This is a genomic window from Saccharopolyspora oryzae (assembly GCF_027853915.1).
Classification (GTDB): domain Bacteria; phylum Actinomycetota; class Actinomycetes; order Mycobacteriales; family Pseudonocardiaceae; genus Saccharopolyspora; species Saccharopolyspora oryzae.
The window spans coordinates 49,021-71,343 of the sequence record NZ_JAQGLA010000033.1 but is presented as its reverse complement, the minus strand read 5'-3'; the positions used below and the strand labels follow the sequence as shown (position 1 = coordinate 71,343).

At 70.6% G+C, this 22,323-nt stretch carries 22 protein-coding genes; 12 read left to right on the top strand and 10 right to left on the bottom strand.

What is annotated here, in order from left to right:
- Positions 1–76: 76 nt before the first annotated feature.
- Entirely contained in the window at positions 77–736 is a 660-nt protein-coding gene (locus tag OU415_RS20400; RefSeq protein WP_270950503.1) for a GOLPH3/VPS74 family protein, read from the bottom strand.
- A gap of 515 nt (positions 737–1,251) precedes the next feature.
- Between OU415_RS20400 and pdhA the strand changes: the two genes are divergently transcribed.
- The 3 genes from pdhA to OU415_RS20385 are packed head-to-tail and all read left to right on the top strand — an operon-like array spanning position 1,252 to position 4,805.
- Positions 1,252–2,469, top strand: coding sequence for a pyruvate dehydrogenase (acetyl-transferring) E1 component subunit alpha (gene pdhA, locus OU415_RS20395; protein WP_270950502.1), 1,218 nt, complete (start codon positions 1,252–1,254; stop codon positions 2,467–2,469).
- The gene (locus tag OU415_RS20390; protein WP_270950501.1) at positions 2,469–3,485 is read left to right on the top strand and encodes an alpha-ketoacid dehydrogenase subunit beta; all 1,017 of its coding nucleotides are present in this window, start codon (positions 2,469–2,471) and stop codon (positions 3,483–3,485) included. The genes pdhA and OU415_RS20390 overlap by 1 nt, the downstream gene beginning before the upstream one ends.
- 12 nt (positions 3,486–3,497) lie before the next feature.
- On the top strand, positions 3,498–4,805 hold the full coding sequence (locus OU415_RS20385) for a dihydrolipoamide acetyltransferase family protein (protein WP_270950500.1): 1,308 nt from the start codon (positions 3,498–3,500) through the stop codon (positions 4,803–4,805).
- 87 nt (positions 4,806–4,892) lie between these two features.
- Here the strand turns inward: OU415_RS20385 and OU415_RS20380 are convergent, their stop codons facing one another.
- The gene (locus OU415_RS20380; RefSeq protein WP_270950499.1) at positions 4,893–5,369 is read right to left on the bottom strand and encodes a pyridoxamine 5'-phosphate oxidase family protein; all 477 of its coding nucleotides are present in this window, start codon (positions 5,367–5,369) and stop codon (positions 4,893–4,895) included.
- Between the two features lie 133 nt (positions 5,370–5,502).
- Positions 5,503–6,069, bottom strand: a complete 567-nt coding sequence (locus OU415_RS20375; RefSeq protein WP_270950498.1) for a hypothetical protein — start codon at positions 6,067–6,069, stop codon at positions 5,503–5,505.
- 311 nt (positions 6,070–6,380) lie between these two features.
- On the opposite strand from OU415_RS20375, the gene OU415_RS20370 reads away from it, so the two are divergent.
- On the top strand, positions 6,381–6,584 hold the full coding sequence (locus OU415_RS20370; protein ID WP_270950497.1) for a hypothetical protein: 204 nt from the start codon (positions 6,381–6,383) through the stop codon (positions 6,582–6,584).
- Between the two features lie 107 nt (positions 6,585–6,691).
- Here the strand turns inward: OU415_RS20370 and OU415_RS20365 are convergent, their stop codons facing one another.
- Together OU415_RS20365 and OU415_RS20360 are read right to left on the bottom strand one after the other, a co-directional pair.
- A complete protein-coding gene (locus OU415_RS20365) occupies positions 6,692–7,903 on the bottom strand; it encodes an acyl-CoA dehydrogenase family protein (RefSeq protein WP_270950496.1) in 1,212 nt (403 codons plus the stop codon).
- A 29-nt stretch (positions 7,904–7,932) separates the two neighbouring features.
- Complete coding sequence (locus tag OU415_RS20360; RefSeq protein ID WP_270950495.1) at positions 7,933–8,469, bottom strand: SCP2 sterol-binding domain-containing protein; 537 nt, start codon at positions 8,467–8,469, stop codon at positions 7,933–7,935.
- A gap of 129 nt (positions 8,470–8,598) precedes the next feature.
- Between OU415_RS20360 and OU415_RS20355 the strand changes: the two genes are divergently transcribed.
- Positions 8,599–9,246, top strand: coding sequence for a TetR/AcrR family transcriptional regulator (locus tag OU415_RS20355; protein ID WP_270950494.1), 648 nt, complete (start codon positions 8,599–8,601; stop codon positions 9,244–9,246).
- Between the two features lie 346 nt (positions 9,247–9,592).
- On the opposite strand, the gene OU415_RS20350 is transcribed toward OU415_RS20355, so the two are convergent.
- Positions 9,593–10,423: a MaoC family dehydratase gene (locus OU415_RS20350; RefSeq protein ID WP_270950492.1), complete on the bottom strand. Its 831-nt coding sequence runs from the start codon at positions 10,421–10,423 to the stop codon at positions 9,593–9,595.
- A 24-nt stretch (positions 10,424–10,447) separates the two neighbouring features.
- Positions 10,448–11,785 carry a 3-oxoacyl-ACP reductase gene (locus tag OU415_RS20345; RefSeq protein WP_270950491.1) on the bottom strand — a complete coding sequence of 446 codons (1,338 nt, stop codon included), beginning with the start codon at positions 11,783–11,785 and terminating at the stop codon, positions 10,448–10,450.
- A 98-nt stretch (positions 11,786–11,883) separates the two neighbouring features.
- Between OU415_RS20345 and OU415_RS20340 the strand changes: the two genes are divergently transcribed.
- The gene (locus tag OU415_RS20340) at positions 11,884–13,164 is read left to right on the top strand and encodes an acetyl-CoA C-acetyltransferase (RefSeq protein ID WP_270950490.1); all 1,281 of its coding nucleotides are present in this window, start codon (positions 11,884–11,886) and stop codon (positions 13,162–13,164) included.
- Positions 13,165–13,168: 4 nt separating this feature from the next.
- Here OU415_RS20340 and OU415_RS20335 read toward each other — a convergent pair whose 3' ends face one another.
- Positions 13,169–13,933 (bottom strand): class I SAM-dependent methyltransferase, encoded by a 765-nt coding sequence (locus tag OU415_RS20335; protein WP_270950489.1) that lies wholly within the window; start codon positions 13,931–13,933, stop codon positions 13,169–13,171.
- A 77-nt stretch (positions 13,934–14,010) separates the two neighbouring features.
- Positions 14,011–15,327 carry a CoA transferase gene (locus tag OU415_RS20330; RefSeq protein ID WP_270950488.1) on the bottom strand — a complete coding sequence of 439 codons (1,317 nt, stop codon included), beginning with the start codon at positions 15,325–15,327 and terminating at the stop codon, positions 14,011–14,013.
- A gap of 426 nt (positions 15,328–15,753) precedes the next feature.
- Here OU415_RS20330 and OU415_RS20325 point away from each other — a divergent pair, with 426 nt between their 5' ends.
- From OU415_RS20325 to OU415_RS20310, 4 genes are all read left to right on the top strand, one after another.
- Entirely contained in the window at positions 15,754–16,944 is a 1,191-nt protein-coding gene (locus tag OU415_RS20325; protein WP_270950487.1) for an ATP-binding protein, read from the top strand.
- 400 nt (positions 16,945–17,344) lie between these two features.
- Positions 17,345–17,779, top strand: coding sequence for a YunG family protein (locus OU415_RS20320; protein WP_270950486.1), 435 nt, complete (start codon positions 17,345–17,347; stop codon positions 17,777–17,779).
- A 68-nt stretch (positions 17,780–17,847) separates the two neighbouring features.
- Positions 17,848–18,684 (top strand): hypothetical protein, encoded by an 837-nt coding sequence (locus OU415_RS20315; RefSeq protein ID WP_270950485.1) that lies wholly within the window; start codon positions 17,848–17,850, stop codon positions 18,682–18,684.
- Complete coding sequence (locus OU415_RS20310; RefSeq protein WP_270950484.1) at positions 18,681–19,061, top strand: GntR family transcriptional regulator; 381 nt, start codon at positions 18,681–18,683, stop codon at positions 19,059–19,061. Before OU415_RS20315 ends, OU415_RS20310 begins: the two co-directional genes overlap by 4 nt.
- 22 nt (positions 19,062–19,083) lie before the next feature.
- Here OU415_RS20310 and OU415_RS20305 read toward each other — a convergent pair whose 3' ends face one another.
- Positions 19,084–19,440: a DoxX family protein gene (locus OU415_RS20305; RefSeq protein WP_270950483.1), complete on the bottom strand. Its 357-nt coding sequence runs from the start codon at positions 19,438–19,440 to the stop codon at positions 19,084–19,086.
- 56 nt (positions 19,441–19,496) lie between these two features.
- Here OU415_RS20305 and OU415_RS20300 point away from each other — a divergent pair, with 56 nt between their 5' ends.
- The gene (locus tag OU415_RS20300) at positions 19,497–19,997 is read left to right on the top strand and encodes a MarR family winged helix-turn-helix transcriptional regulator (protein WP_408641875.1); all 501 of its coding nucleotides are present in this window, start codon (positions 19,497–19,499) and stop codon (positions 19,995–19,997) included.
- A 39-nt stretch (positions 19,998–20,036) separates the two neighbouring features.
- Positions 20,037–21,908: an NHL domain-containing thioredoxin family protein gene (locus OU415_RS20295; protein ID WP_270950507.1), complete on the top strand. Its 1,872-nt coding sequence runs from the start codon at positions 20,037–20,039 to the stop codon at positions 21,906–21,908.
- Positions 21,909–22,323: the final 415 nt, after the last annotated feature.

Genomic DNA, 22,323 nt, shown 5'->3' with positions numbered 1-22,323 from the left:
GTTTCAATTGAAACTGCAAATCCCAGGCACGGCGGATCGCAGTTTCAATTGAAACTGCGGACTCGGGGCGGAGCGATCAGCCGTCGGCCAGGACGACGGTGGTGGGCAGGGTGGTCATGGCGAGGATGGCGGCGGTGACCGCTGGGGTCACGTCGTCGCCGAGGTCCTCGCGGTTGGCGAGGGACTTCAGCCGGGTGCGCTCGCCGCGGTCGAAGTCGAGGGCGTGGACCAGACCGCTGCGGTGGACCAGCGTGCCCAGCAGCGCCAGGCGTCCGTCGATCGGCAGCTCATCGCGCGCCAGGGCGTGCAGTTCGGCCAGCAGAGCGCCGCGGATGGCCCGGTCCGGGTGGTAGCGGTCGTCGGGGAGGAAACCGAGGAACGTCCGCCGCTCCCGGCGCAGGACTCCGCGGTCGACCAGCACCGACCGGTGCGCGAGGAACGCGGTGGTGCGCATCGGCAGCCACCAGCTCAGCTCCACCGGGAGGTTGTCGCGCCCGGCCGCGCGCTGGAACTCCGCGAGCAGCTCGTCCATCCACGGCTGGCCGCAGGACGCGGCGTCGAGCAGCTGGATCGCGGTGCCGCGCGGTGCCATCCGCCCGCGCAGGACCAGCTCGCCGATCTCGGCCGCTGCGGTGGCGGTGTTCGGGTTCGCGCTGACGTAGTGCGACCCGTTGGGCTTGTGCAGCAGCAGTGCGAACTCGTCCGGCAACGTCAGCAGGTTCGCGTACTCGCCCACCTGCCCAGTTTGTCGCACTCCGGCCGGGTCAGCGCTCTGCCGAGCGTCTCGATGATGCGCGCGAACTCGTCGAGGTCACCGGTCCGCTCGGGTGCTCGGTGTCCCGCTTCGGTGCCACCCACGGGGCCGACCCTCCCCCCGAGGAGCAGATGCCGATCAATTTAACAAAACGGACACCGAGCCGGAAGGATCTTCCCGGGCGGTTCGAATATCGGCACTGCGATGGTCCACAAATCGTTAGTCGGACCTCCATTACTTCGATGACCTGCGGATTCGTCCTGGCCGGCGGCGATCTACGGTGATCTGCGGAGGGCAGGTCGGCCGCGCCGCGGTCGAGCAGGCCCCCTGTGGCAGGGCTCACTAAGAGGGCGGATTTCGTGCCAGGATGGCGGGGAGCGATCCAACCGCCCCGGACGCGCACCCGGGTGACCCACCAGGTCGCCGGTGGTACGGCCGGGACTGTCGGCCACGACGCCACAAGCGACGTGGTCCGGCGCGACACGAGGAGATCACGCATGTCCCCCGAGCAATGGACGCGACCGGAAACCGAAGGCACCGCCGGCCCCCCTGCCGCTACCGCAGCGAAACCCACACGGGAGCAGGTGATCGCCGGTTTGCGCGCCACGAGCGAAGGTGGAGCTGACCTCGTACAGCTCCTCACCCCTGAAGGTCAGCGGGTCGAGCACCCCGACTTCGACCTGGACATCTCCACCGCGCAGCTGCGCGACCTGTACCGGGACATGGTGCTGGTCCGCCGCGCCGACCGCGAGGGAAACGCGCTGCAGCGGCAGGGCCAGCTGGGCATCTGGGTCCCGCTGCTCGGCCAGGAGGCCGCCCAGATCGGGGCGGGCCGGGCGCTGCAGCCGCAGGACATGGCGTTCCCCAGCTACCGCGAGCACGGCGTCGCCTGGTGCCGCGGCATCGACCCGACGGAGCTGCTGGGCATCTTCCGCGGCACCGACCACGGCAGCTGGGACCCCACCAGCACCGGGTTTCACCTGTACACCATCGTCATCGGCAACCAGTGCCTGAACGCCACCGGCTACGCGATGGGCCAGCGCTTCGAGGGCAAGGTCGGTGACCAGGACGGCGAGGCCACCATGGTCTTCTTCGGCGACGGCGCCACCAGCCAGGGCGACGTGCACGAGGCCATGGTCTGGTCGGCGGTCTACGACGCCCCGGTGGTGTTCTTCTGCCAGAACAACCAGTGGGCCATCTCCGAGCCGCTCGAGCGCCAGACCCGCGTCCCGCTGTACCAGCGCGCCAGCGGCTACGGCTTCCCCGGCATCCGGGTGGACGGCAACGACGTGCTCGCCAGCCTGGCGGTCAGCCGCTGGGCGATGGACGAGTGCCGCCAGGGCAACGGACCGGTGCTGATCGAGGCGTTCACCTACCGGATGGACGCGCACACCACCTCCGACGACCCGACCCGCTACCGGCTCGCCGACGAGCACGAGGCGTGGAAGCTCAAGGACCCGATCGAGCGCCTGCGGGTGCACCTGGTCCGCGACCACGGTGTCGAGCAGGACTTCTTCGACGGAGTCGACGCCGAGGCCGACGAGCTGGCCGCGCGGCTGCGCGACTTCTGCTTCAACATGCCCGAACCACCACCGGAGCGGATGTTCTCCGAGGTCTACGCCGAGGAGAGCCCGCAGCTGACCGCGCAGCGGGAGGCTTACCTGCAGTACCTGGCCGGATTCGCCGACGAAGCCATGGCAGGAGGTGTGCGCTGATGGCCGCGCCCGCACTGGAACGCCCGACCGCAACGGCGGGCACCCAGACCGTCACCATCGCCAAAGCCCTGAACCTGGGTCTGCGCGCTTCGCTGGAGCGCGACCCGAAGGTGCTGATCATGGGCGAGGACGTCGGCAAGCTCGGCGGCGTCTTCCGGATCACCGACGGCCTGCAGAAGGACTTCGGCGAGCACCGCGTGCTGGACACGCCGCTGGCCGAGTCCGGGATCATCGGCACCGCCGTCGGGCTGGCCATCCGCGGCTTCCGCCCGGTGTGCGAGATCCAGTTCGACGGGTTCATCTTCCCCGGCTTCGACCAGATCGTCTCCCAGCTGTCCAAGCTGCACTTCCGCAGCCAGGGCAAGGTGAAGATGCCGATCGTGGTGCGGGTGCCCTTCGGCGGCGGGATCGGCGCGGTCGAGCACCACTCGGAGTCGCCGGAATCGCTGTTCGCGCACGTCGCGGGCCTGAAGGTGGTGTCCTGCGCCAACCCGGTGGACGCCTACTGGATGCTGCAGCAGGCCATCGAGTGCGACGATCCGGTGCTGTTCTTCGAGCCGAAGCGCCGCTACTACGAGAAGGCCGAGCTCGACCTGGCGACGCCGCCGGCGCCGCTGTTCAGCTCGAAGGTGGTGCGACCGGGTTCCGCGGTCACCGTGGCCACCTACGGCCCGATGGTGCGCACCTGCCTGGACGCCGCGACCGCGGCTGCCGAGGACGGCACCGAGCTGGAGGTCGTGGACCTGCGCTCGCTGTCCCCGCTGGACCTGGGGCCGGTGTTCGAGTCGGTGCGCCGCACCGGCCGGTTGGTGCTGGTCAGCGAGGCGCCCGGCGAGTCGTCGGTGACCTCGGAGGTCGCCGCCCGGGTGCAGCAGGAGTGCTTCTACTCGCTGGAGGCACCGGTGCTGCGCGTGACCGGGTTCGACACCCCGTACCCGCCGAGCAAGCTCGAGGAGGGCTACCTCCCCGACCTCGACCGGGTGCTGGACGCGGTAGACCGCTCGTTGGCGTACTGAGGGAGTTGTTCGATGACGATCAAGCAATTTCCGCTGCCCGACGTCGGCGAGGGGCTGACCGAGGCGGAGATCCTGGGCTGGCGCGTCAAGCCAGGTGAGCCGGTCACCGTCAACCAGGTGATCGTGGAGATCGAGACCGCCAAGGCCTCGGTCGAGCTGCCCTGCCCGTGGGCGGGCACGGTGCGCGAGCTGCTCGTCGACCCGGGCCAGACCGTGGAGGTCGGTTCGCCGATCATCGCGATCGACATGGGCGGCTCGGAGACCGCGGAACCGGCCGCGAGCGGCGGCAAGATCGGCGAGGAGTCCAACGGGCGCATCGCCACGCTCGTCGGCTACGGCCCGCGCACGACCAGCGCGAAGCGCCGCCCCCGCAAGGGGCAGGCCGCGGCGGCCGCCGCCGTCGAGGCGCCGCCGAAGCCCGAGCCGGAGGCGAAACCCGCAGTCCAGGCGGGTGGCTACGTGCCGCTGGCCAAGCCGCCGGTGCGCAAGCTGGCCAAGGACCTCGGCGTGGACCTGACCGGGCTGACCGGATCCGGTTCCGGCGGTGTGATCACCCGCGAGGACGTGCAGTCCGCAGCGGGCGCCCCGCCGGTCACGGCCGCCCCGGTCGCCGAGCCCGGTGCTCGCGAGCGCCGGGTGCCGATCAAGGGCGTCCGCAAGGCGACCGCGCAGGCGATGGTGAACAGCGCGTTCACCGCCCCGCACGTCACCGAGTTCCTGACCATCGACGTCACGCCGATGATGGAACTGCGCGAGCAGCTCAAGAAGCACCCGGAGTTCCGCGACGTCAAGGTCACGCCGCTGGCCTTCGCGGCGAAGGCGGTCTGCCTGGCGGCCCGCCGGACCCCGGACGTCAACGCCACCTGGGACGAAGCGGCTGGCGAGATCGTCTACAAGGACTACGTGCACCTGGGCATCGCGGCCGCCACGCCGCGCGGCCTGGTGGTGCCCAAGGTCCGCGACGCCGACCAGAAGTCCCTGAAGGAGCTGGCGCAGGCGCTGGAGCAGCTGACCACCACCGCGCGGGAGGGCAGGACGACCCCGGCGGACATGGTGGGCGGCACGTTCACGATCACCAACGTGGGCGTCTTCGGCGTCGACACCGGAACGCCGATCCTCAACCCCGGTGAGTCGGCGATCCTCGCGCTCGGCGCGGTCCGCGACATGCCGTGGGTGGTCGACGGCCAGGTGGTGCCGCGGAAGGTCTGCCAGCTGGCGCTGAGCTTCGACCACCGCGTGGTCGACGGCCAGCAGGGCTCCCAGTTCCTCGCGGACGTGGGCGCCCTCCTCGCCAATCCGGCCATGGCGATCACCTACTGATCGCTCCGCCGCAGGTCATGGTTCGTGAGCACTTCGGGGTGCCAGAGCGCCCCGAAGTGCTCACGAGCATCTGCCTGGGGAAACGCGTCAGGCGCGCTTGAACGTCCGGGTGCCGCCACCCGGGGTCCACGTGGTGATGACCAGGTGGGTCTGGTCCTCGGACACGCCCGTGGTGGTGGCCTCGGTGATGTCCAGGCGGAACAGGTGGGACTCCGTCGACGGCGGCTTGACCTCGTCGACCCAGGCGCGCTGCTCGTCGTCGGTGACCTCCTCGGCCCGGCCGGCGAGCTTCACGTCCACCCCGCCCATCATGTCCTCGGGCGCACCGGGGTTGGCGTGCAGCGCGAAGCGGGCGTCCCGCTGCAGATCGACGGCCTTCCGGGACTGCGGCATCGATCCGAGCACCAGGTCAGGGCCGCGCCAGGCGACCTCCGTGCCGCTCACCCTCGGCGAACCGTCGCGTCGCAAGGTGGCCAGCACGTGGTGCTGGGAGGCTTCCAACCGCGCGCGGACCTGCGCGGCCATCTCCGGGGCTTCTTCGGCGAACTCCTGCCAAGTCGACATGACGGACATGGTGACACCTGTCACCGACAGCGACCGGCGAAGAGCGAGAACGGCCCGCCCACCTCGTTCGACGAGGCGAGCAGGCCGCTCTCAGGTCTTGTGGCCTAGCCGTTCGGCAGGGCTCGGCGGGACGTCAGTCGCCCTTGCGGCGGCGACCACCACGGCGGGAACCGGACTTGGACTTGGAGCCCGAGGCAGCTGAGGCGGCAGCGACCGGCTCGGCGGTCGCTTCGGAGCTGGTCTCTTCCTGAGCCTGAGCGTCGTACTCGCGGAGGAAGTCGAACGCGTGCTCGTCGAAGTCGTGGATGTCGATCTCCGGCAGTGCGCCGAGTTCTTCGTTCAGTTCCCGGAAGATGGGTGTCTCCAGGTCAGGGGTGGTCTTCTTCACCGCTTCGCCCTCCCGTTCACTCTCGAAGCTGTGGCCGGACCGCCAGCAGCGCTGCTGCTGGCTCGCCCGTTGCGAGCCCTCCCCGCGGAGCTCGTACGGCGCGGCCCGGGTACCGCTTTCGGTCCCGCCCGCGTCGTTGTGACGCACACCGGCCCAGCTGGTGATGCGGTCCGCGTCTACATTCATCCATTCGGACGAACGCCCATGGTGCACCTGCCCGGATCCGACCGGGACGAGGGCCCACGAAATGGTGCCTCCCAACACTTCAACCTGCGCATGGTTTGTGCAATTCCGCACCGTGGTGAGCGCCACTCCATCGGGTGGGTGCGGCCTCGAACATCGCCCGATAGTCCCATTCGGTGGGGTTTTCCGCCTCGGAGACCACTGCCGGCGACCTGCATCTTCCGCTGCAGGGCGATTGCGCCGCCGACGACCGCGCACCATCGGTTGGTCTTCCCGCCCAATTCGACACGATCCGACGCGTCCGGTGCGGAAGCCGGGTGCTCGAGCGCGGGTAACCCACCCAATCGGACTAATCGCCCAGCAGGGGGAGGGATCGGGTGTTGACCATCGATGCACCGGGGCGACGGCGCTCCGGGTTCCCCCGAAGGGAGACGGTGATCATGGGTAACCGCGTCAAGAAGGCGGTCGTCGCTTCCAGCTTCGGTCTCGGCGTCCTGCTGGCCGCGGCCGGGCCAGCGGTCGCACAACCGTTCGGCGTCAGCTGGTCCGACTGCGTGTGGGGCGGCGGCCAGGTCATCCAGCTGCAGGCCGGCGGCGAAGCGTGCCTCGGCGGCTCGTTCGACGGCAAGGTAGTGGTCGGCTGACGCCGACCCCGAGTACCGCCGCAGGTCGCGCTCCTCCCTCGGCCTGCGGCCCCCACAACCCGAGCGGCCCCGACCGACCAGGCCGGGGCCGCGAAGGACGAGGATCGTCAGGCGATGTGGTGGCCGGAGATGGCTCGGGACACCACCAGCTGCTGGATCTGCTCGGTGCCTTCGAAGATGTCGTAGATCTTGGCGTCGCGGTGCATCCGCTCCACCGGGAACTCCCGGGTGTAGCCGTTGCCGCCGAGGATCTGGATCGCCCGCTCCGTCGCCCAGGTGGCCACCCGGCCCGCCTTGAGCTTGGACATCGAGCCCTCGCCTGCGGTGAAGCCGCCGTTGCGACCCAGCCAGGCCGCGCGCCACACCAGGAGGCGGGCCGCGTCGATCTCCATCCGCATGTCCGCCAGGGTGAAGGCGATCGACTGGTTCTCGATGATCGGCCTGCCGAAGGTCTCGCGCTCCTTCGCGTACTCCAGCGCCGTCTCGTAAGCCGCGCGCGCGATGCCGATGGCCTGCGCGCCGACCGCGGGACGGGAGAGCTCGAAGGTCTTCATCGCCGCCTGCGAGCTGGCCTTGGTGCCCTCGCGGGAGCGGGCCAGGCGCTCGTCCAGCTTCTCCTTGCCGCCCAGCAGGCAGCTGCCGGGGACGCGCACGTCGTCCAGGAACACGTCGGCGGTGTGCGAGGCCCGCAGACCGTGCTTCTTGATCTTGCTGGGGGCTTCGAGGCCCTTGGTGCCCGGCGGGACCACGAACGCCGCCTGGCCGCGCGAGCCCAGCTCCGGGTCCACGACCGCCTGCACCACGTGGACGTTGGCGATGCCGCCGTTGGTCGCCCAGGCCTTCTGGCCGTTGAGCACCCACTCGTCGGTGGCCTCGTCGTAGACCGCGCGGGTGCGCATCGCCGAGACGTCGGAACCGGCCCCGGGCTCCGACGAGCAGAAGGCCGCCACCTTCGGGTCGTCGGCGTCGCCGTAGCACTGCGGGACCCATTCGGCGAGCTGGTCGGGGGTGCCCGCGGCGAAGATCCCGGCCACCGCGAGGGTGGTGCCGAAGATCGCCATGCCGATGCCGCCGTCGCCCCAGAACAGCTCCTCGTTGGCGATCGGCAGCGACAGACCGGTGTCATCGGCCCAGAACGTGGCCACCGCTTCGAAGCCGTAGAGGCCGACCTTGGCCGCCTCCTGGATGATCGGCCACGGCGTTTCCTCGCGCTCGTCCCACTCGCGCGCGGCTGGGCGGATGGTCTTCTCGGCGAAGCCTCGCACCCAGTCCCGCAGCTCCTGCTGCTCCTCGCTCAGCTCCAGGGAAAAACTCATCATCTTCCGTTTCTCTGCGAGGTCTCGGACTGTCAAGCCTTGGGGATCTGGAAGAGCTTGGTGAGGCCGGCGGCGAAGCCGAGGTCGCCTGCGACCTTGAGCTTGCCCTTCATGAACAGCATCGGGGCGGATGCGTTGCTGGAGGCCAGCTTGAGGAATTCGGCCGGTGCGACCGTGATGGTCACCCGCGGCTCGTGCTTCGGGTCCTTGCTGACCTCGCACTTGCCGTCGGCCAGCACGCACTCGTAGCGCAGCAGGTCGTCGTCGGTGCCGATCCGCCAGCGCACCACGGCTTCGTGGTTGCCCGCCTTGTAGTGCTCGCCCATCCGCCGGAAGACCTCGTCGAGGATGCCTTCGCGCAGTTCCGGGCGGGCCATCACGGCTTCGAGCTGTTCGTCGGAGGCGCGGGAGATCAGCCGCGCGAACTGCTCCGGGCGCAGCGCGCTGAGGTCCACCTCGTCGTTGCCGGCGATCTCGGAGGCGGCTTCCAGCAGGGCGACGAACTCGTCCTTGCTGATCTTCTTCGGGTCGACCTCGCCGAGTGCGGCGATCGGATCGGTCTCTGGCATCGTTGCCACCTCCAACGCGCTTACCTACTCGCGAGTAAGACTACGTTCGAGTAGGTTCGAAGGCAAGCGACCTGCGACGACCGGTTTTGATCTAGCCTGACCGGGAGCAGGGACCAGCGGAGAGGTGACATGGTTCAGGACAACGGCCGCCCCCGATCGCGACGCCTGCCCAGGGCGGTCCGCGAGCGGCAGATCCTGGACGCCGCGGTGGAGGTGTTCGCCGCGCACGGCTTCCACGCCGCGTCGATGGACGAGATCTCCGAGGTCGCGGGCATCTCCAAGCCGATGCTCTACGCCTACCTCGGCACCAAGGACGAACTGTTCGTCGCCTGCATCCGCCGCGAGGCCGAGCGGCTGATCGAGGCCATCGGAACCGCGGTGGAAGCCGGGCTGCCCCCGGCCGACCAGCTGTGGCGCGGACTGCTGGTGTTCTTCGAGTACGTGCAGGCCAACCAGGCGGGCTGGGCGGTGCTGTACCGCCGGGCGAACGTGCAGGGCGAACCGTTCGTCGCCGAGCTCTCCGAGTGGCGGGAGCGGGCGACGAACCTGATCGCGGTGCTGCTGGCGCGCGCGACGGAGGACTCGGCCCAGCCGATGCAGGCGGAGCAGACCGAGCCGTTCGCGGCGGCGCTCGTCGGAGCCGGCGAGGCGCTGGTGGAGTGGTGGTTCGACAAGCCGGAGCACACCGCCGACGGCATGGCGATGCGCCTGATGAACATGGTCTGGATGGGCTTCAGCGACCTCGTCGAAGGCCGCTCCTGGACCCCGAACTCCTGACCTCGCCGCAACTTCCCTTGAAATCGCACGTCCAATTTCAACTCGCGTCCCATCGGCGTGTCGGATCCCGACACGCCGCCACCGGCATTCTGCAGTTTCAATTGAAACTGCAGACCCCACCCGCGGCGGACCGCAGTTTCAATTGAAACTGTGGTCCCACGGCGTGTCGGGGCCCGGCGTGTCGGGAACCTGGTGCCTGACACGCCGACGCTTGTGGACAAGTCGTCTTGGTTGTGGAGAACTTCCGCAAATTCAATGGAAATCGGACGTCTGATTTCCATTGAATTTGCGGTGAGTGGGGACGGAACCCCCGGTGGAGGGCGCCGGCGTCGCTTGCGCGGGGTGGTCAGCGGATCGAGCCGAGGAGGTGGGGTTTGCCGGAGCGGGAGCGGAGGGCGAAGGTCCAGTCGGACTCCTCGCGGCGGGCCGCGAAGTCCACTGCGGAGGGAAGTAGCAGCGGTTTGCGGAACTCGACGTCCACTGTGCACTGATCGGGGAGGCGCTCCGCGAAGGCCGCGAGGCAGCGGGCCTCGGACCACATGCCGTGGGCGATCGCCCGGGGGAAGCCGAAGGCCTTGGCCGCCAAGGAGTTCAGGTGGATCGGGTTGCGGTCGCCGGACACCGCCGCGTACCGGCGTCCGGTGTCGCCGGGCACCCGCCACGTCGCGGTCGGCTCCCCCGCCAGGTCGGTCGCGCGCTGCCCGGTCGAGTCCTCGGACTTCCCGCCCCGGCGCAGGTAGGTGCTGGTCTCCCGCCACACCACCTCGCCGGCGACCTCGGTCTCGGTGATCACGTCGAACTGCCGGCCCTTCGGGTGCGGGCGCAGGTCGGCCAGGCGCACCCGCTGGGTCAGCTCGTCGGTCACCAGCAGCGGCCGCTCCTGCCGGATGCTGTTGGCCACGTGCACCAGTCCGACCAGCGGGAACGGGAACCCGGGATCGGTCATCAGCTGCACCGACAGGCCGAACGACAGCACGTGCGGGTAGGTGATCGGCAGCTCGTCGCGCAGCCCGAACCCGCACACCCGGTCGTACTCGGCGAGGTGGTCGCGGTCGATCGCGATGTCCCGCCGCACGTACTCGGTGTCCGGCAGTTGGTCGCCGCGGCGCAGCGGACCGGTCGCGACGGCCTTCGCGTACAGCGCGGAGAGGGAAGGTGCGGTGCTCACTTCAGGCATTGGCTGTTCCGTTCCGTCGACCGCTCACGCGCCCAGCAGGCTCTGCCCGCACACGCGCACGACGTTGCCGTTCACCCCGGCCGACGCCGGATTCGCGTACCAGGCGATGGTTTCGGCCACGTCCACCGGCTGGCCGCCCTGGGACATGCTGTTCATCCGGCGTCCCGCTTCGCGCACGAACAGCGGGATCGCCGCCGTCATCCGGGTTTCGATGAACCCGGGGGCGACCGCGTTGATGGTGACCCCGCGCTCGGCCGCGACCGGCGCGAAGGACTGCACGTGCCCGATCACCCCGGCCTTGGACGCCGCGTAGTTGCCCTGCCCGACGTTGCCCGCGATGCCGCTCATCGACGACACGCCGATGATCCGCCCGCCCGGCCGCAGCGGGGAACCGTCGGCGAGCAGGTGCTCGTCGATCCGCTCCTGCGAGGTCAGGTTCACCGCGAGCACCGCGTCCCACTGCTGCCGGGACATCCGGCCGATCGTCTTGTCGCGGGTGATGCCCGCGTTGTGCACGACGACGTCCAGTCCGCCGTGCCGCTGCGCGAAGTGGTCCGCGATCCGCTGCGGCGCGTCCTCGGCGGTGATGTCGAGCTGGAGCGTCGAGCCGCCGATGCGGTTGGCGACCGCGGCGAGGTCGCCGCCCTGCGCGGGCACGTCCAGGCAGACCACGTGCGCCCCGTCGCGCGCCAGGGTTTCCGCGATGGCCTCGCCGATGCCCCGCGATGCGCCGGTGACCAGCGCGATCTTGTCCTGCAGCGGCTTCTCCCAGTCCACGTCCGGGATCTCGGCCTGCCCGACCCGCACCACCTGCGCGGACACGTAGGCGGACTTCGCCGAGAGCACGAAGCGCAGGGTGGATTCCAGCGCGCCTTCGGCTCCTTCGGCGACGTAGACCAGCTGGGCTGTCGCACCGCGCTTGAGCTCCTTGCCCGCGGAGCGGACGAAACCTTCGAGCGCGCGCTGCGCGGTGGCTTCCCGCCGATCGCTGATGCTCTCCGGCGGTGTGCCGAGCACGACCACCCGGCCGCAGCGGTCGGTCTGCCGGATCGTCGGGCCGAAGAACTCGTACAGCTCGTGCAGCTGCTCGCTGCTGCGGATCCCGGTCGCGTCGAAGACCAGCGCCGCGTAGCGCTCGCCGTCGGCAGGCGTCCGGTGGACCTGGGCCTGGATCCCCTTGGTGACGGCCGAGATCGCGTCGCCGAGCCGGGATCCGGGAGCGGCGCCGAGCAGCACCGGGCCGGCGACCACCGGATCGCCCGGGCGGTAGCGGCGCAGCGGCGTCGGCGCGGGCAGGCCGAGTCGCTTGGCGACCTGCCGCCCGAGCGCGGACGAGGTGAACTGCTGGTATCGGTCGGCCATGGCAACTCTCCCACTGATGTCCGGTAGCTCGACGTCTAACCTACCCGCGGGTAGGTTAGATTGACCAGGGAACATCGCAGCAACCAGGGAGTCAGGCCATGGCCACCGCTCGGCGAGTAGCGATCATCGGCGGCAACCGGATCCCGTTCGCGCGGTCCGGCGGCCCCTACACCCGCGCCTCCAACCAGGACATGCTCACCGCGGCGCTGGACGGTCTGGTCGCGCGCTTCGGGCTGCAGGACGAGCGGATCGGCGAGTTCGTCGCGGGCGCGGTGCTCAAGCACAGCCGCGACTTCAACCTCGCCCGCGAGACCGTGCTCGGCTCCAAGCTCGACCCGCGCACCCCCGCGCACGACGTGCAGATGGCCTGCGCGACCGGGCTCGAAGCCGTGGTCTCGGTGGCGAACAAGATCGCCCTCGGCCAGCTGGAGGTCGGCATCGCCGGCGGCGTCGACTCGGCCAGCGACGCGCCGATCGCCGTCAACGACGACCTGCGCCGCGTCCTGCTGCAGGCCAACCACGCCAAGACCGCCGCCGGTCGGCTCAAGGCGCTGAGCGGGGTCCGCCCGCAGCACGTGGTGCCGGAGATCCCGCGCAACGCCGAGCCGCGCACCGGCCTGTCGATGGGCGAGCACGCCGCGAAGACCGCGCTGGCCTGGGAGATCGAGCGGGAAGCGCAGGACGAGCTGGCCGCCCGCAGCCACCAGCGGCTCGCCGCGGCTTACGAGCGGGGCTTCTTCGACGACCTGCTGACCTCCTACCAGGGCGTGGCGCGCGACCAGAACCTCCGCGCGGACAGCTCGGTGGACAAGCTCGCCAAGCTCAAGCCGGTGTTCGGCCGCGGCGAGGGCGCGACCATGACGGCGGGCAACTCGACCCCGCTGACCGACGGCGCATCGACCGTCCTGCTGGCCAGCGAGGAGTGGGCCGCGGCGCGGCGCCTGCCGGTCCTGGCCTACCTCGGTGACGTGGTGTCGGCGGCGGTGGACCACGTCAGCGGCGACGAAGGCCTGCTGATGGCCCCGGCGTACGCGGTCCCGCAGCTGCTCGACCGGGCGGGTCTGGGCCTGCACGACTTCGACTTCTACGAGGTCCACGAGGCCTTCGCCTCCCAGGTCCTGGCGACCCTGAAGGCCTGGCAGGACCCCGAGTTCTGCAAGAGCCGCCTGGGCCGCGACGAACCGCTCGGCGAGGTCGACCCGGCCAAGCTCAACGTTGTCGGCTCGTCCCTCGCCGCCGGTCACCCGTTCGCCGCGACCGGCGGCCGGATCGTCGCCACCCTCGCCAAGCTCCTGTCGGAGAAGGGATCCGGCCGCGGTCTGATCTCCATTTGCGCAGCGGGGGGCCAGGGCATGACGGCGATCCTCGAACGCCCCTGACGAGCTAGCTGGTCCCGGGTTTGCGGGCTTCGACGAGGGTTCGGGTGGAGTGGGCGACGAAGACGCCGTCGCGCTGGATCTGCTCGTGGAGGTCGTGCAGGCGGTCGCGGTGGCCCGCGATCGTGAAGCCCGGGACCGTCCAGATCACCTTGCGCAGGAAGTAGATCACCGCGCCGACGTCGAAGAACTCCATGCGCAGGCGCTCGGTTCGCACGTCCACGACGTCGAGGCCGGCTTGGCGCGCGCCCTCGGCCTCCAGGTCCGGGTGTCGCTTGCGGCGGGCTTCCGGCTGCGGGCCGAGGAAGTGCTCCACGAGTTCCCACGCGGTTCCCGGGCCGACGTGCTGGGCGAAGTACGTCCCGCCCGGTGCCAGGACGCGCGCGATCTCCGCCCACCACACGGTGGCCGGGTGCCTGCTCGTCACCAGGTCGAACGCGCCGTCGGCGAAGGGCAGCGGCGGCTCGTCCGGGTCGGCGACGACGACCGCGCCCAGCGGGTGCAGCAGCTTCGTCGCCACCGCGACGTTCGGCGGCCAGGACTCCGTCGCCACCATCACCGGCGGGAGAGCGCCGGCTCCGGCCAGCACTTCGCCGCCCCCGGTCTGGATGTCCAGCGCCGCGGACGCCTGCGCCAACCGCTGGCCGAGCAGCCGCTGGTAGCCCCACGAGGGCCGCTGCTCGGTGGCTCGACCGTCCAGCCAGGAGAAGTCCCAGCCGTCGACCGACGCAGCCGCACCCTCGGCCACCAACTCCTCGAACGAACGCGTCATGCGTCCATGGTCCCAACCAGCGCCACTGATTTTCCGCGAGGTTTCGGCTGGTCAGGACCCGTGAGCACTTCGGGTCGCTATAACAGCCCAAAGTGCTCACGGGACCAGGCGGGGGCGGCGGAGCCGTAGGGGTGGAGGAACGGCCAGGACAGCGCCTGTTCGTTCGGGCGGCCGGGTGGGGTCACGGTGGTGATCCGGCCGTCCGGGGTGTTGAGCGAGGTCAGCCAGGGGTCGACGGCCGCGGCGAGCGGTGGGTGTTCGGTGCGGGGTCGGTCGAGCAGCCAGTGCGCGGTGCGGGCCAGGGAGAGTTCGCGCAGCCAGGTTCCGCCTCGTTCGGACTGGCGGCGGAGGCCGTCCAGGGCCGCTGCTGCGCAGAGGTATCCGGTGGCGTGGTCGAGGAGTTGGCAGGGCAGCGCGCCAGGACCGTCCGAAGTGGACTCGATGGTGGCGATGCCGGTGGCCGCCTGGGCGATGCTGTCGAATCCGCGCCGTTCGCCCCACGGCCCGGAGTTTCCCCAGGCGGAAAGGGAAACCACCACCAGTCCGGGATGCTGCTCGGCCAACGCGTCGAAGCCCAACCCGAACCGCTCGAGCGCACCCGGCCGATATCCGTGCACCAGGACGTCCGCGCCGTCGAGCAGATCGTGCAGCCGCGCAAGGCCTTCCGGCGTTCGAGCGTCGAGCACGGCGCTGCGCTTGCCGAGCAGCGTGTCGTAGCTCCCCGGGCGTTCCGGGCGGTGCGGTGGATCGATGCGCAGGACGTCCGCGCCGAGCGCGGCGAGGAACCGCGTGCACACCGGGCCGGCGATCACCCTGGTCAGGTCGAGCACCCGGAGCCTGCCGCGCCGGGGCGCCGCACCGTCGACGTGGCGGGTTCCGACGAGCGGCTGAGCATCCACGGCGCGACCAGGTGCTTCAGCCCGCCACTGCGCCGGGCTCCGCACCGCCGCAGCGATCCCGCCTGCCGCCACCACGCGCGATTCCGCTTCCAGTGCGGGCAGTTCCGCGATCGCCGGTTCCACCTCGACGTCGTCGGTGGCGCCGAGTGCGCGAAGCAGGGCTTCCCGGTGCCACGGGTAGTTGCCGTGGGTCCGGACCCAGCCGTCGGAGGTCCGCCAGAACCGGGACAGCGGGGCGAAGCCGTCCAGCGGCGGACGACCGTCGAGGCGGAGGTGGGCTTCGCTGCGCACTGCGGCGGCGGCGTGCTCGGTGGCCAGCTCGGCCGGGCCCGCGGCCAGCAGCGCGGCCCCGATGCTGGCGATCGCGATCTCCTCGACCGCGAGTCGGGAGGGCAGGTGGCCGAGCTCGCCCGTCACCGCCAACTCGTCCGGGCTGCGATCGATCCCCAGCGCGTCGAGCGCTTCGGCCAGCGGGCGCCGCCATTCAGCTGTCATGCCCGAGATCCTCTGCGATCGACCGCCGGATCGCAGCAACTCGGCGTGAGCGGCAACGGTGGTAAGAGCGACCATCGCCGCTCACGACCGCATCGGCTTGTCTCGCGCTCTCTAGCCCCTGAGCTAGACAGCCGGATATTCGGCGAGCTTCCGCGATCGATTTGTCGACTTCTCGGCAAATCGGCTGGTCGACGGATCGCCACCCCGGGAAGGTCAGCTCCGCCGGACGTTCGTGCGGGTGGGGTTCTCGGCACAGCAACTCGGCCCGCTCCAGCCGGGCGACGACTCCGGTGGTCGCGCCGGTGATCGCGGCGAGCTCGCTCGCGGTCATGCAGAGGGTCCGGTCAAGGTCGCCGACAACACGCCGATGGGGATTTCTCGCCGAATATCGGAGCAGCGCTAGACGGCTGGATACAGTCCGATGGCATGGACCCGGTTCGCAATCCCTTCGCCCCCGGCGCCGGGCAGCGGCCGCCTGAGCTGGCCGGACGCGACCGGGAGCTCGACGCCTTCGACGTCGTCCTCGAGCGCGTCGCCCGGGGGCGTCCCGAGCGGAGCCTGGTGCTCACCGGACTGCGCGGCGTCGGCAAGACCGTGTTGCTCGGCGAGTTGCGGTCGATGGCGCTGCGGCGCGGTTGGGGTGCGGGCAAGGTCGAGGCCCGTCCGGAGGCCGGCCTGCGGCGGCCGCTGTCCGCTGCGCTGCACCGCGCGATCCGCGACCTGGCGGTCCGCCACCGCGCGCCGGACCGCGTCGAGCAGGTCCTCGCCGTGCTCAAGGCCTTCGCGCTCAAGTCGAATCCCGACGGCGCCAAGCTCCGCGACCGGTGGCAGCCGGGCATCGACGTGCCCGCCGCGCAGGGCCGGGCCGATTCCGGGGACATCGAGATCGACCTGGTCGAGCTGTTCACCGAGGTCGCGGAGCTGGCGGCCGACGTCGGCGCCGGGATCTCGCTGCTGATCGACGAGCTGCAGGACGTGCCCACCGAGGACGTCTCCGCGCTGTGCGCGGCCTGCCACGAGCTGTCCCAGTCAGGGGCGCCGCTGGTGGTCGTCGGCGCTGGTCTGCCGCACCTGCCCGCGGTGCTGTCGGCGAGCAAGTCCTACTCCGAGCGGCTGTTCCGGTACATGCGGATCGACCGGCTGGACCGCTCCGACGCCGACCGCGCGGTGATCGCGCCGATCGAGCGGGAGGAAGCCGGGATCACCTCGGACGCCCTGGACGCGCTGTTCTCGATCTCCGGCGGCTACCCGTACTTCGTGCAGTCCTACGGCAAGGCGACCTGGGACGCGGCGGTGCGCAGCGAGATCGGCGCCGAGGACGTGCGGCTGGCCGCGCCGGAGGCGGAGTCGGAGCTGGCCGTCGGGTTCTTCGGCTCCCGCTACGAGCGCGCGACCCCGGCCGAGCGCGAGTACCTGCGCGCGATGGCGGAGCTGGTTGAGGGCCGCGACGAGCCGACCCCGACCGCGTCCATCGCCCAGTACCTGGAGCGCCGCCCTTCGTCGCTGTCCCCGGCGCGCGACAGCCTGATCAAGAAGGGCCTGGTCTACTCCGGCGAGCGCGGCCAGATCGCCTTCACCGTCCCCCACTTCGGCCGCTACCTGCTCACCCAGGACTGAACGCGCTGGTCAGGTGAGTTCTCCGCACGCGGATCGGGCTTTATAGGCGAATCTAGTGCTCGCCCTAGAGAGCTGGATAGAGATCGATCCGCTCGCCCGGACGGGCGTTTTGACGTGACGTGGAACACATATCGGTAAGTGTGTAACGAGACGCCCTTGGGCGCCGATATGCAGGATGACCCCGCGGTGCTGTCGGACCCCCGACCTGGCAGCATCGCGGGGCTTTCCAATTCCGGCACTTCTGCCGCCGCTCAGTCCAAGTTCACCGCACCTCGTCGTGCCCTCGGTGAGCCCTGCCCGAAGGGAGTCGAAAAATGGAACTCGTGATCCTCCTCCTCGGCGCCCTCGTCCCGGCGCTGGCGGCCGCCCCGTACTACGTGCGGGACCGGAACCGGCGCTGATGTCGGTGGTGCCGGGCAAGATCTCCGGCATGCTGAGCCAGACGCTGGTCGAAGTCGAGCGCGCGATCCGGTCGTCCTGGGGCGTGGACACCTGCGCCCCGGAGGACATTCCCAAGTGGCACGCGGGAAATCCCGCGCGCGGCCAGTGCGGGACCACCGCGCTGGTGGTCAACGACCTGCTCGGCGGCGACCTCGTCTGCGGCGAGGTGCACGTCGACGGCAGGCAGGTCGACTGCCACTGGTGGAACCGCCTGGCCGGAGGTCTCGAACTCGACCTGACCCGCGAGCAGTTCGCCCCGGAAGAACTGGTCGTCGGCGGCACCCCGATCAAGCGCCCGCCCGAGATCGTCCGCCTCCGCGAGGAGTACGAACTCCTCCGCACCCGAGTCCTCGCCGCGCTGGAGGCCGCCGAGTCCGCGCCGGTTGGCCGCTGAAGCTGCTCTGAGCTGGGATTTCGCGACTCCGGCCCTTTTGTGTCGACGGGGTCGATACAATCGCTGCCATGTTCTTGTTCGAACACGGTTTTCGCAGCTTCCTGGTGATGGCGCTGGTCGCGGGGCTCGTCGGGCTGCTGGTCCTGATCCCGCTGTGGCCGACCAAGCAAGGAGGCCGCGCGCTGCTCCGGCGTTGGCAGATCGCGGAGCCGGCGGACGAGCAGATCGCGCACGCCGTGACCTACCTGCGTCGGCGCAGGTTTTGGTACCCGGTGCTGTTCGTGCTGATCCCGTTGGTCGCGGGACTGCTGTTCGAGGGCTCGACCACCGGGTTCCCGGTCTTCGTGATGATCCTGTTCGGCGGCGGGTTGCTGGCCGAACTGCTGGCGCTGCGGCCGAACGAGCACCGGGTGCGCGAGGCGGTGCTGGTGCGGCGCGGGGTGTTGGACGTCGTGCCGCAGTGGGGTCTGGTGGTGCACGCGGGCGTGGCCGTGCTGGCGCTCGCCGTCGCCTCCGCCGACGCCGCCGGACGTGGGTCCATTGTGGAGGGAAGCGTGACCGCGTTCGTGGGCGTTCCCCTGTGCGCGGCGCTCGTCGCGATCGTCCTGTGGGCTGCGGTGGCGCGGCCCGCGGACGGCGACGTCGAGCTCGACAGGGTGCTCCGAGTCCGAAGTGGACGGATCGCGTTGGCCCTGGGCACGGTGCTGCAAGCGGCTCTCCTGAGCGCGGCCTGCCAGTCGCTGGAAGGCGCAGCCCTGCCTGCGCAGGCGCCGGGCTGGGTGGTCGGCACGGCTGACCTAACCCGGCCGCTCGGCCTCGCGGTTTCGGTCCTGTCGATCGTGGTCTGGCTCGTGCTCGCCCGGCCGCCCCGTCGTGCGCAGCGAACGGCTGTCGCGGTCGCATGAGCGAGACGCCCCGGCTGGTCGTCGACGCGGACGGCGAGGTCGCCCCGTGGCGGCAGGTGCACGACCAGATCCTGCAGTTCGTGGTGACCGGCGCGCTGCCGATCGGCAGCGCGCTGCCGCCGATCCGGCAGCTCGCCCGCGACCTCGGCCTGGCCGCGGGCACCGTCGCCCGCGCCTACCGGGAACTGGAGACCGCCGGGATCCTGGAGACCGGCCGCCGCCGCGGAACCCGAGTCGCCGCGGCCCCGGAACCACCAGGCCCGGCTGATCCCCTCGCCGCCGCGGCGCAGGAGTTCGTCCGCACGGCCCGTGAGCTGAACGCCGACGTCGGCACTGCCCTGGCAGCAGTGCAGAACGCCTTCCGAGAAGGTCCGTGATCCCGAAGGGGCGGCGCGTGTCTCACGCGGCTAGTGCCAGGGCCAGGGCGCTCGCCGCCACTGCGAGGAATCCGCTGGCCAGGCCGAGTTGTGGTGAGTAGTCGCGCGAGAGGAGGTGGGTGTGCACGGCGCAGACGTAGAACAGGACGAGGCCGATCGCGGCGGCGAGTCCGATCAGGGGGACACCGACGAGTCCGAGCAGGAGCCCCAGCGCGCCGGCGAGCTTGAGGGTGTTGATCGGGAAGACGATCCAGGATTCGGGCACACCCGCCCGTCGCATGGCGGGGGCCAGCTTCTTCCGGCGGATGGTGCCCGCGATGGCCGAGCCGGCGTTCATGGTTATCGCGAGCAAGGTGACGACGATGTACGCGCTGTGCATGCTGGACCTCCCCGCGAGCCCCTCCGGGCGCGCTTTTAGAACGAGAAACATATCATATGAGTTTCATATCTTCTGATGAAGGCGTCGGCTCGGCCCGCCGACGACGTCGGCTGGCCGTGTCCGTGAAACAGGAGCTGCGCGAGCTGCGCACCCAGATGGCGTTGCTGAACCACCAGGTCAGCAGCCAGATCGGGCTGAAGGACGTCGACCTGGACTGCCTCGATCTGATCGGGAAGCACGGTCCGCTCAGCCCGAGCGCGCTCGCCAGGCGGGCGGGGCTGCACCCGGCCACGCTGACCGGCATCCTCGACCGGCTCCAACGCGCCGGCTGGATCATCCGCGAGCGCGACCCGGAGGCGTCCGACCGCCGCGCGATCGCGGTGCGTGCGTTGCCCGCGCGCAACTCGGAGCTGTTCCGCCTCTACTCCGGCATGAACGCGTCGATGGACGAGATCTGCGCCGAGTACGACGAACGCGAACTGCGGCTGATCGCCGACTTCCTGCGCCGCGTCACCGATGCGGGCGCGGACGCGACTGCGGACCTCACCGGTGAGTGAGGATCAGCACGCGACCTGGGGGAACATCGCTTCGTGCGAATGCGGTTGACTTCGGGTGTGAGTACCGAGCTGTCCCCGCGCCGTGCCCGTGTCCGAGCTCCGGAGTTGACCGGCCGCCAGTGGTTGAACACCGGTGGCGAGGAGCTCCGGCTCGCCGACTTCCGCGGCAAGGTCCTCGTCCTGGACTTCTGGACGTTCTGCTGCATCAACTGCCTGCACGTGCTCGACGAGCTGCGGCCGTTGGAGGAGGAGTTCGCCGCCGAGGTCGTCACGGTCGGGGTGCACTCGCCGAAGTTCGAGCACGAGGCCGATCCCGCGGCGCTGGTCGCGGCCGTCGAGCGCTACGCCGTGCACCACCCGGTGCTCGACGACCCGGAGCTCGCGACCTGGCAGAACTACGCCGTCAAGGCCTGGCCGACGCTCGTCGTGGTGGACCCCGAGGGCTACGTCGTGCACGTCGCCGCTGGTGAGGGGCACGTCGAGGCGCTGCGCAGCGTCATCACCGAGGTGATCGCCGAGCACGAGGCGAAGGGCACGCTGCACCGCGGCGACGGTCCGTACGTGCCGCCGGAAACGCCCGAGACGACGCTGCGGTTCCCCGGCAAGGTCATCGCGCTCAACAGCGGGAACCTGCTGGTCTCGGACTCGGCGAACCACTCGCTGGTCGAGTTCGCCGGCGACGGCGAGACCGTCGTGCGCCGCATCGGCACTGGTCGGCGAGGTCGTGCCGACGGTGTCGAGCCCACGTTCTCCGAGCCGGGCGGGCTCGCGCTGCTGCCCGAGCAGATCGCCGAGCATGTCGGTTACGACGTGGTCGTCGCCGACACCGTCAACCACCTGCTGCGCGGTGTGCGGCTCGCCGACGGGCACGTCACGACCTTGGCCGGGACCGGCGAGCAGTGGCGCGACGGCAGCGACTCCGGGCCCGGCCTGGAGACCCCGCTGACCAGCCCGTGGGACGTCGCCTGGTGGGAACCGGCCGGTGGCGTGGTCATCGCGATGGCCGGCAACCACACGCTCGGCCTGTTCGACCCGGTCTCCGGCGAGGTCCGGCGGTTCGCCGGGACCACCGTGGAGGGGCTGCGCGTCGGCGCGGCCGAGGAGGCGTTCTTCGCCCAGACCTCCGGACTGGCCGACGGCGGCGACCGGTTGTGGATGGCGGACTCGGAGACCTCGGCGCTGCGCTGGGTCGAGGCGGCCGGCGACGGGTTCGAGGTGCGGACCGCCGTCGGCACCGGGCTGTTCGACTTCGGGCACGCCGACGGACCCGCTGACCAGGCGCTCCTCCAGCACCCGCTGGGCGTTGCGGTGCTGCCGGACGGTTCGGTCGCGGTCTGCGACACCTACAACGGCGCGGTCCGGCGCTACGAGCCGGCGACCGGCGAGGTCTCCACGCTCGCGACCGACGTCGCCGAGCCGTCCGGTGCGGCGGTGGTCGACGGCGAGCTCGTGGTGGTCGCTTCGGCCGCGCACCGGCTCGAGCGGCCCGTCCCGCCGGGCGTCGCCGCGCGGCTGATCGAAGGGGCGTCGCAGCAGGTCAAGCGGCCTGCGACGGAGATCGCCCCCGGCGAGGTGGAGCTCGCGGTGGTGTTCACCCCGCCGCCCGGCACCAAGCTCGACGAGCGCTACGGGCCGTCGACCCGGCTGGAGATCACTTCGTCACCGGCCGAGCTGCTGGTCGAGGGCGCGGGCGTGGGCACCGACCTGACCCGCCGCCTGGTGCTGGCCGACGGCATCGAGCAGGGCGTGCTGCACGTGGTCGCGCAGGCCGCGAGCTGCGACGACGACCCGGGCATCGAGCACCCCGCCTGCCGCCTGACCAGGCAGGACTGGGGCGTTCCGATCAAGATCGCCGCGACCGGTCCGAACCGCCTCCCCCTCGTGATGGGCGGGCTCGACACCGAGAGCTGACCGGGGCGAACGGACCGTTCGCCCCACCAGAACGGGGCGAACGGTCCGTTCGCACCACCCGGCACACCGGGCCATGTCGCGCGCCGGTCTCCGGCGAGGTGAGCGTTCCGGGTAAAACCGGCATTTCGTTCTTCCGGGGTGAACTGCGATCAGGAATGGGGGAATTGTTCCTTTCCTGGTGGTGTGCGGGGTGTTCGGTTTGCTCGGACGGGCGCTGGTTTCGATCGCTGGATCGGGTGGTGTGGGGGTTCTGCGGGTACCGCGCGTGCGCGGTTGAGCGGGGTCGTCGCGGACGTCGGCGAGCCGCGCGAGAGATATGACACGGCCGTTCGGGGACCGTCGGATCGAGCTTGTGAGCTGCGCAAACGGTGAGCCGGACGGGAGGTTTCGGGCGCTGCTGCCGGAAGGGGTGCGT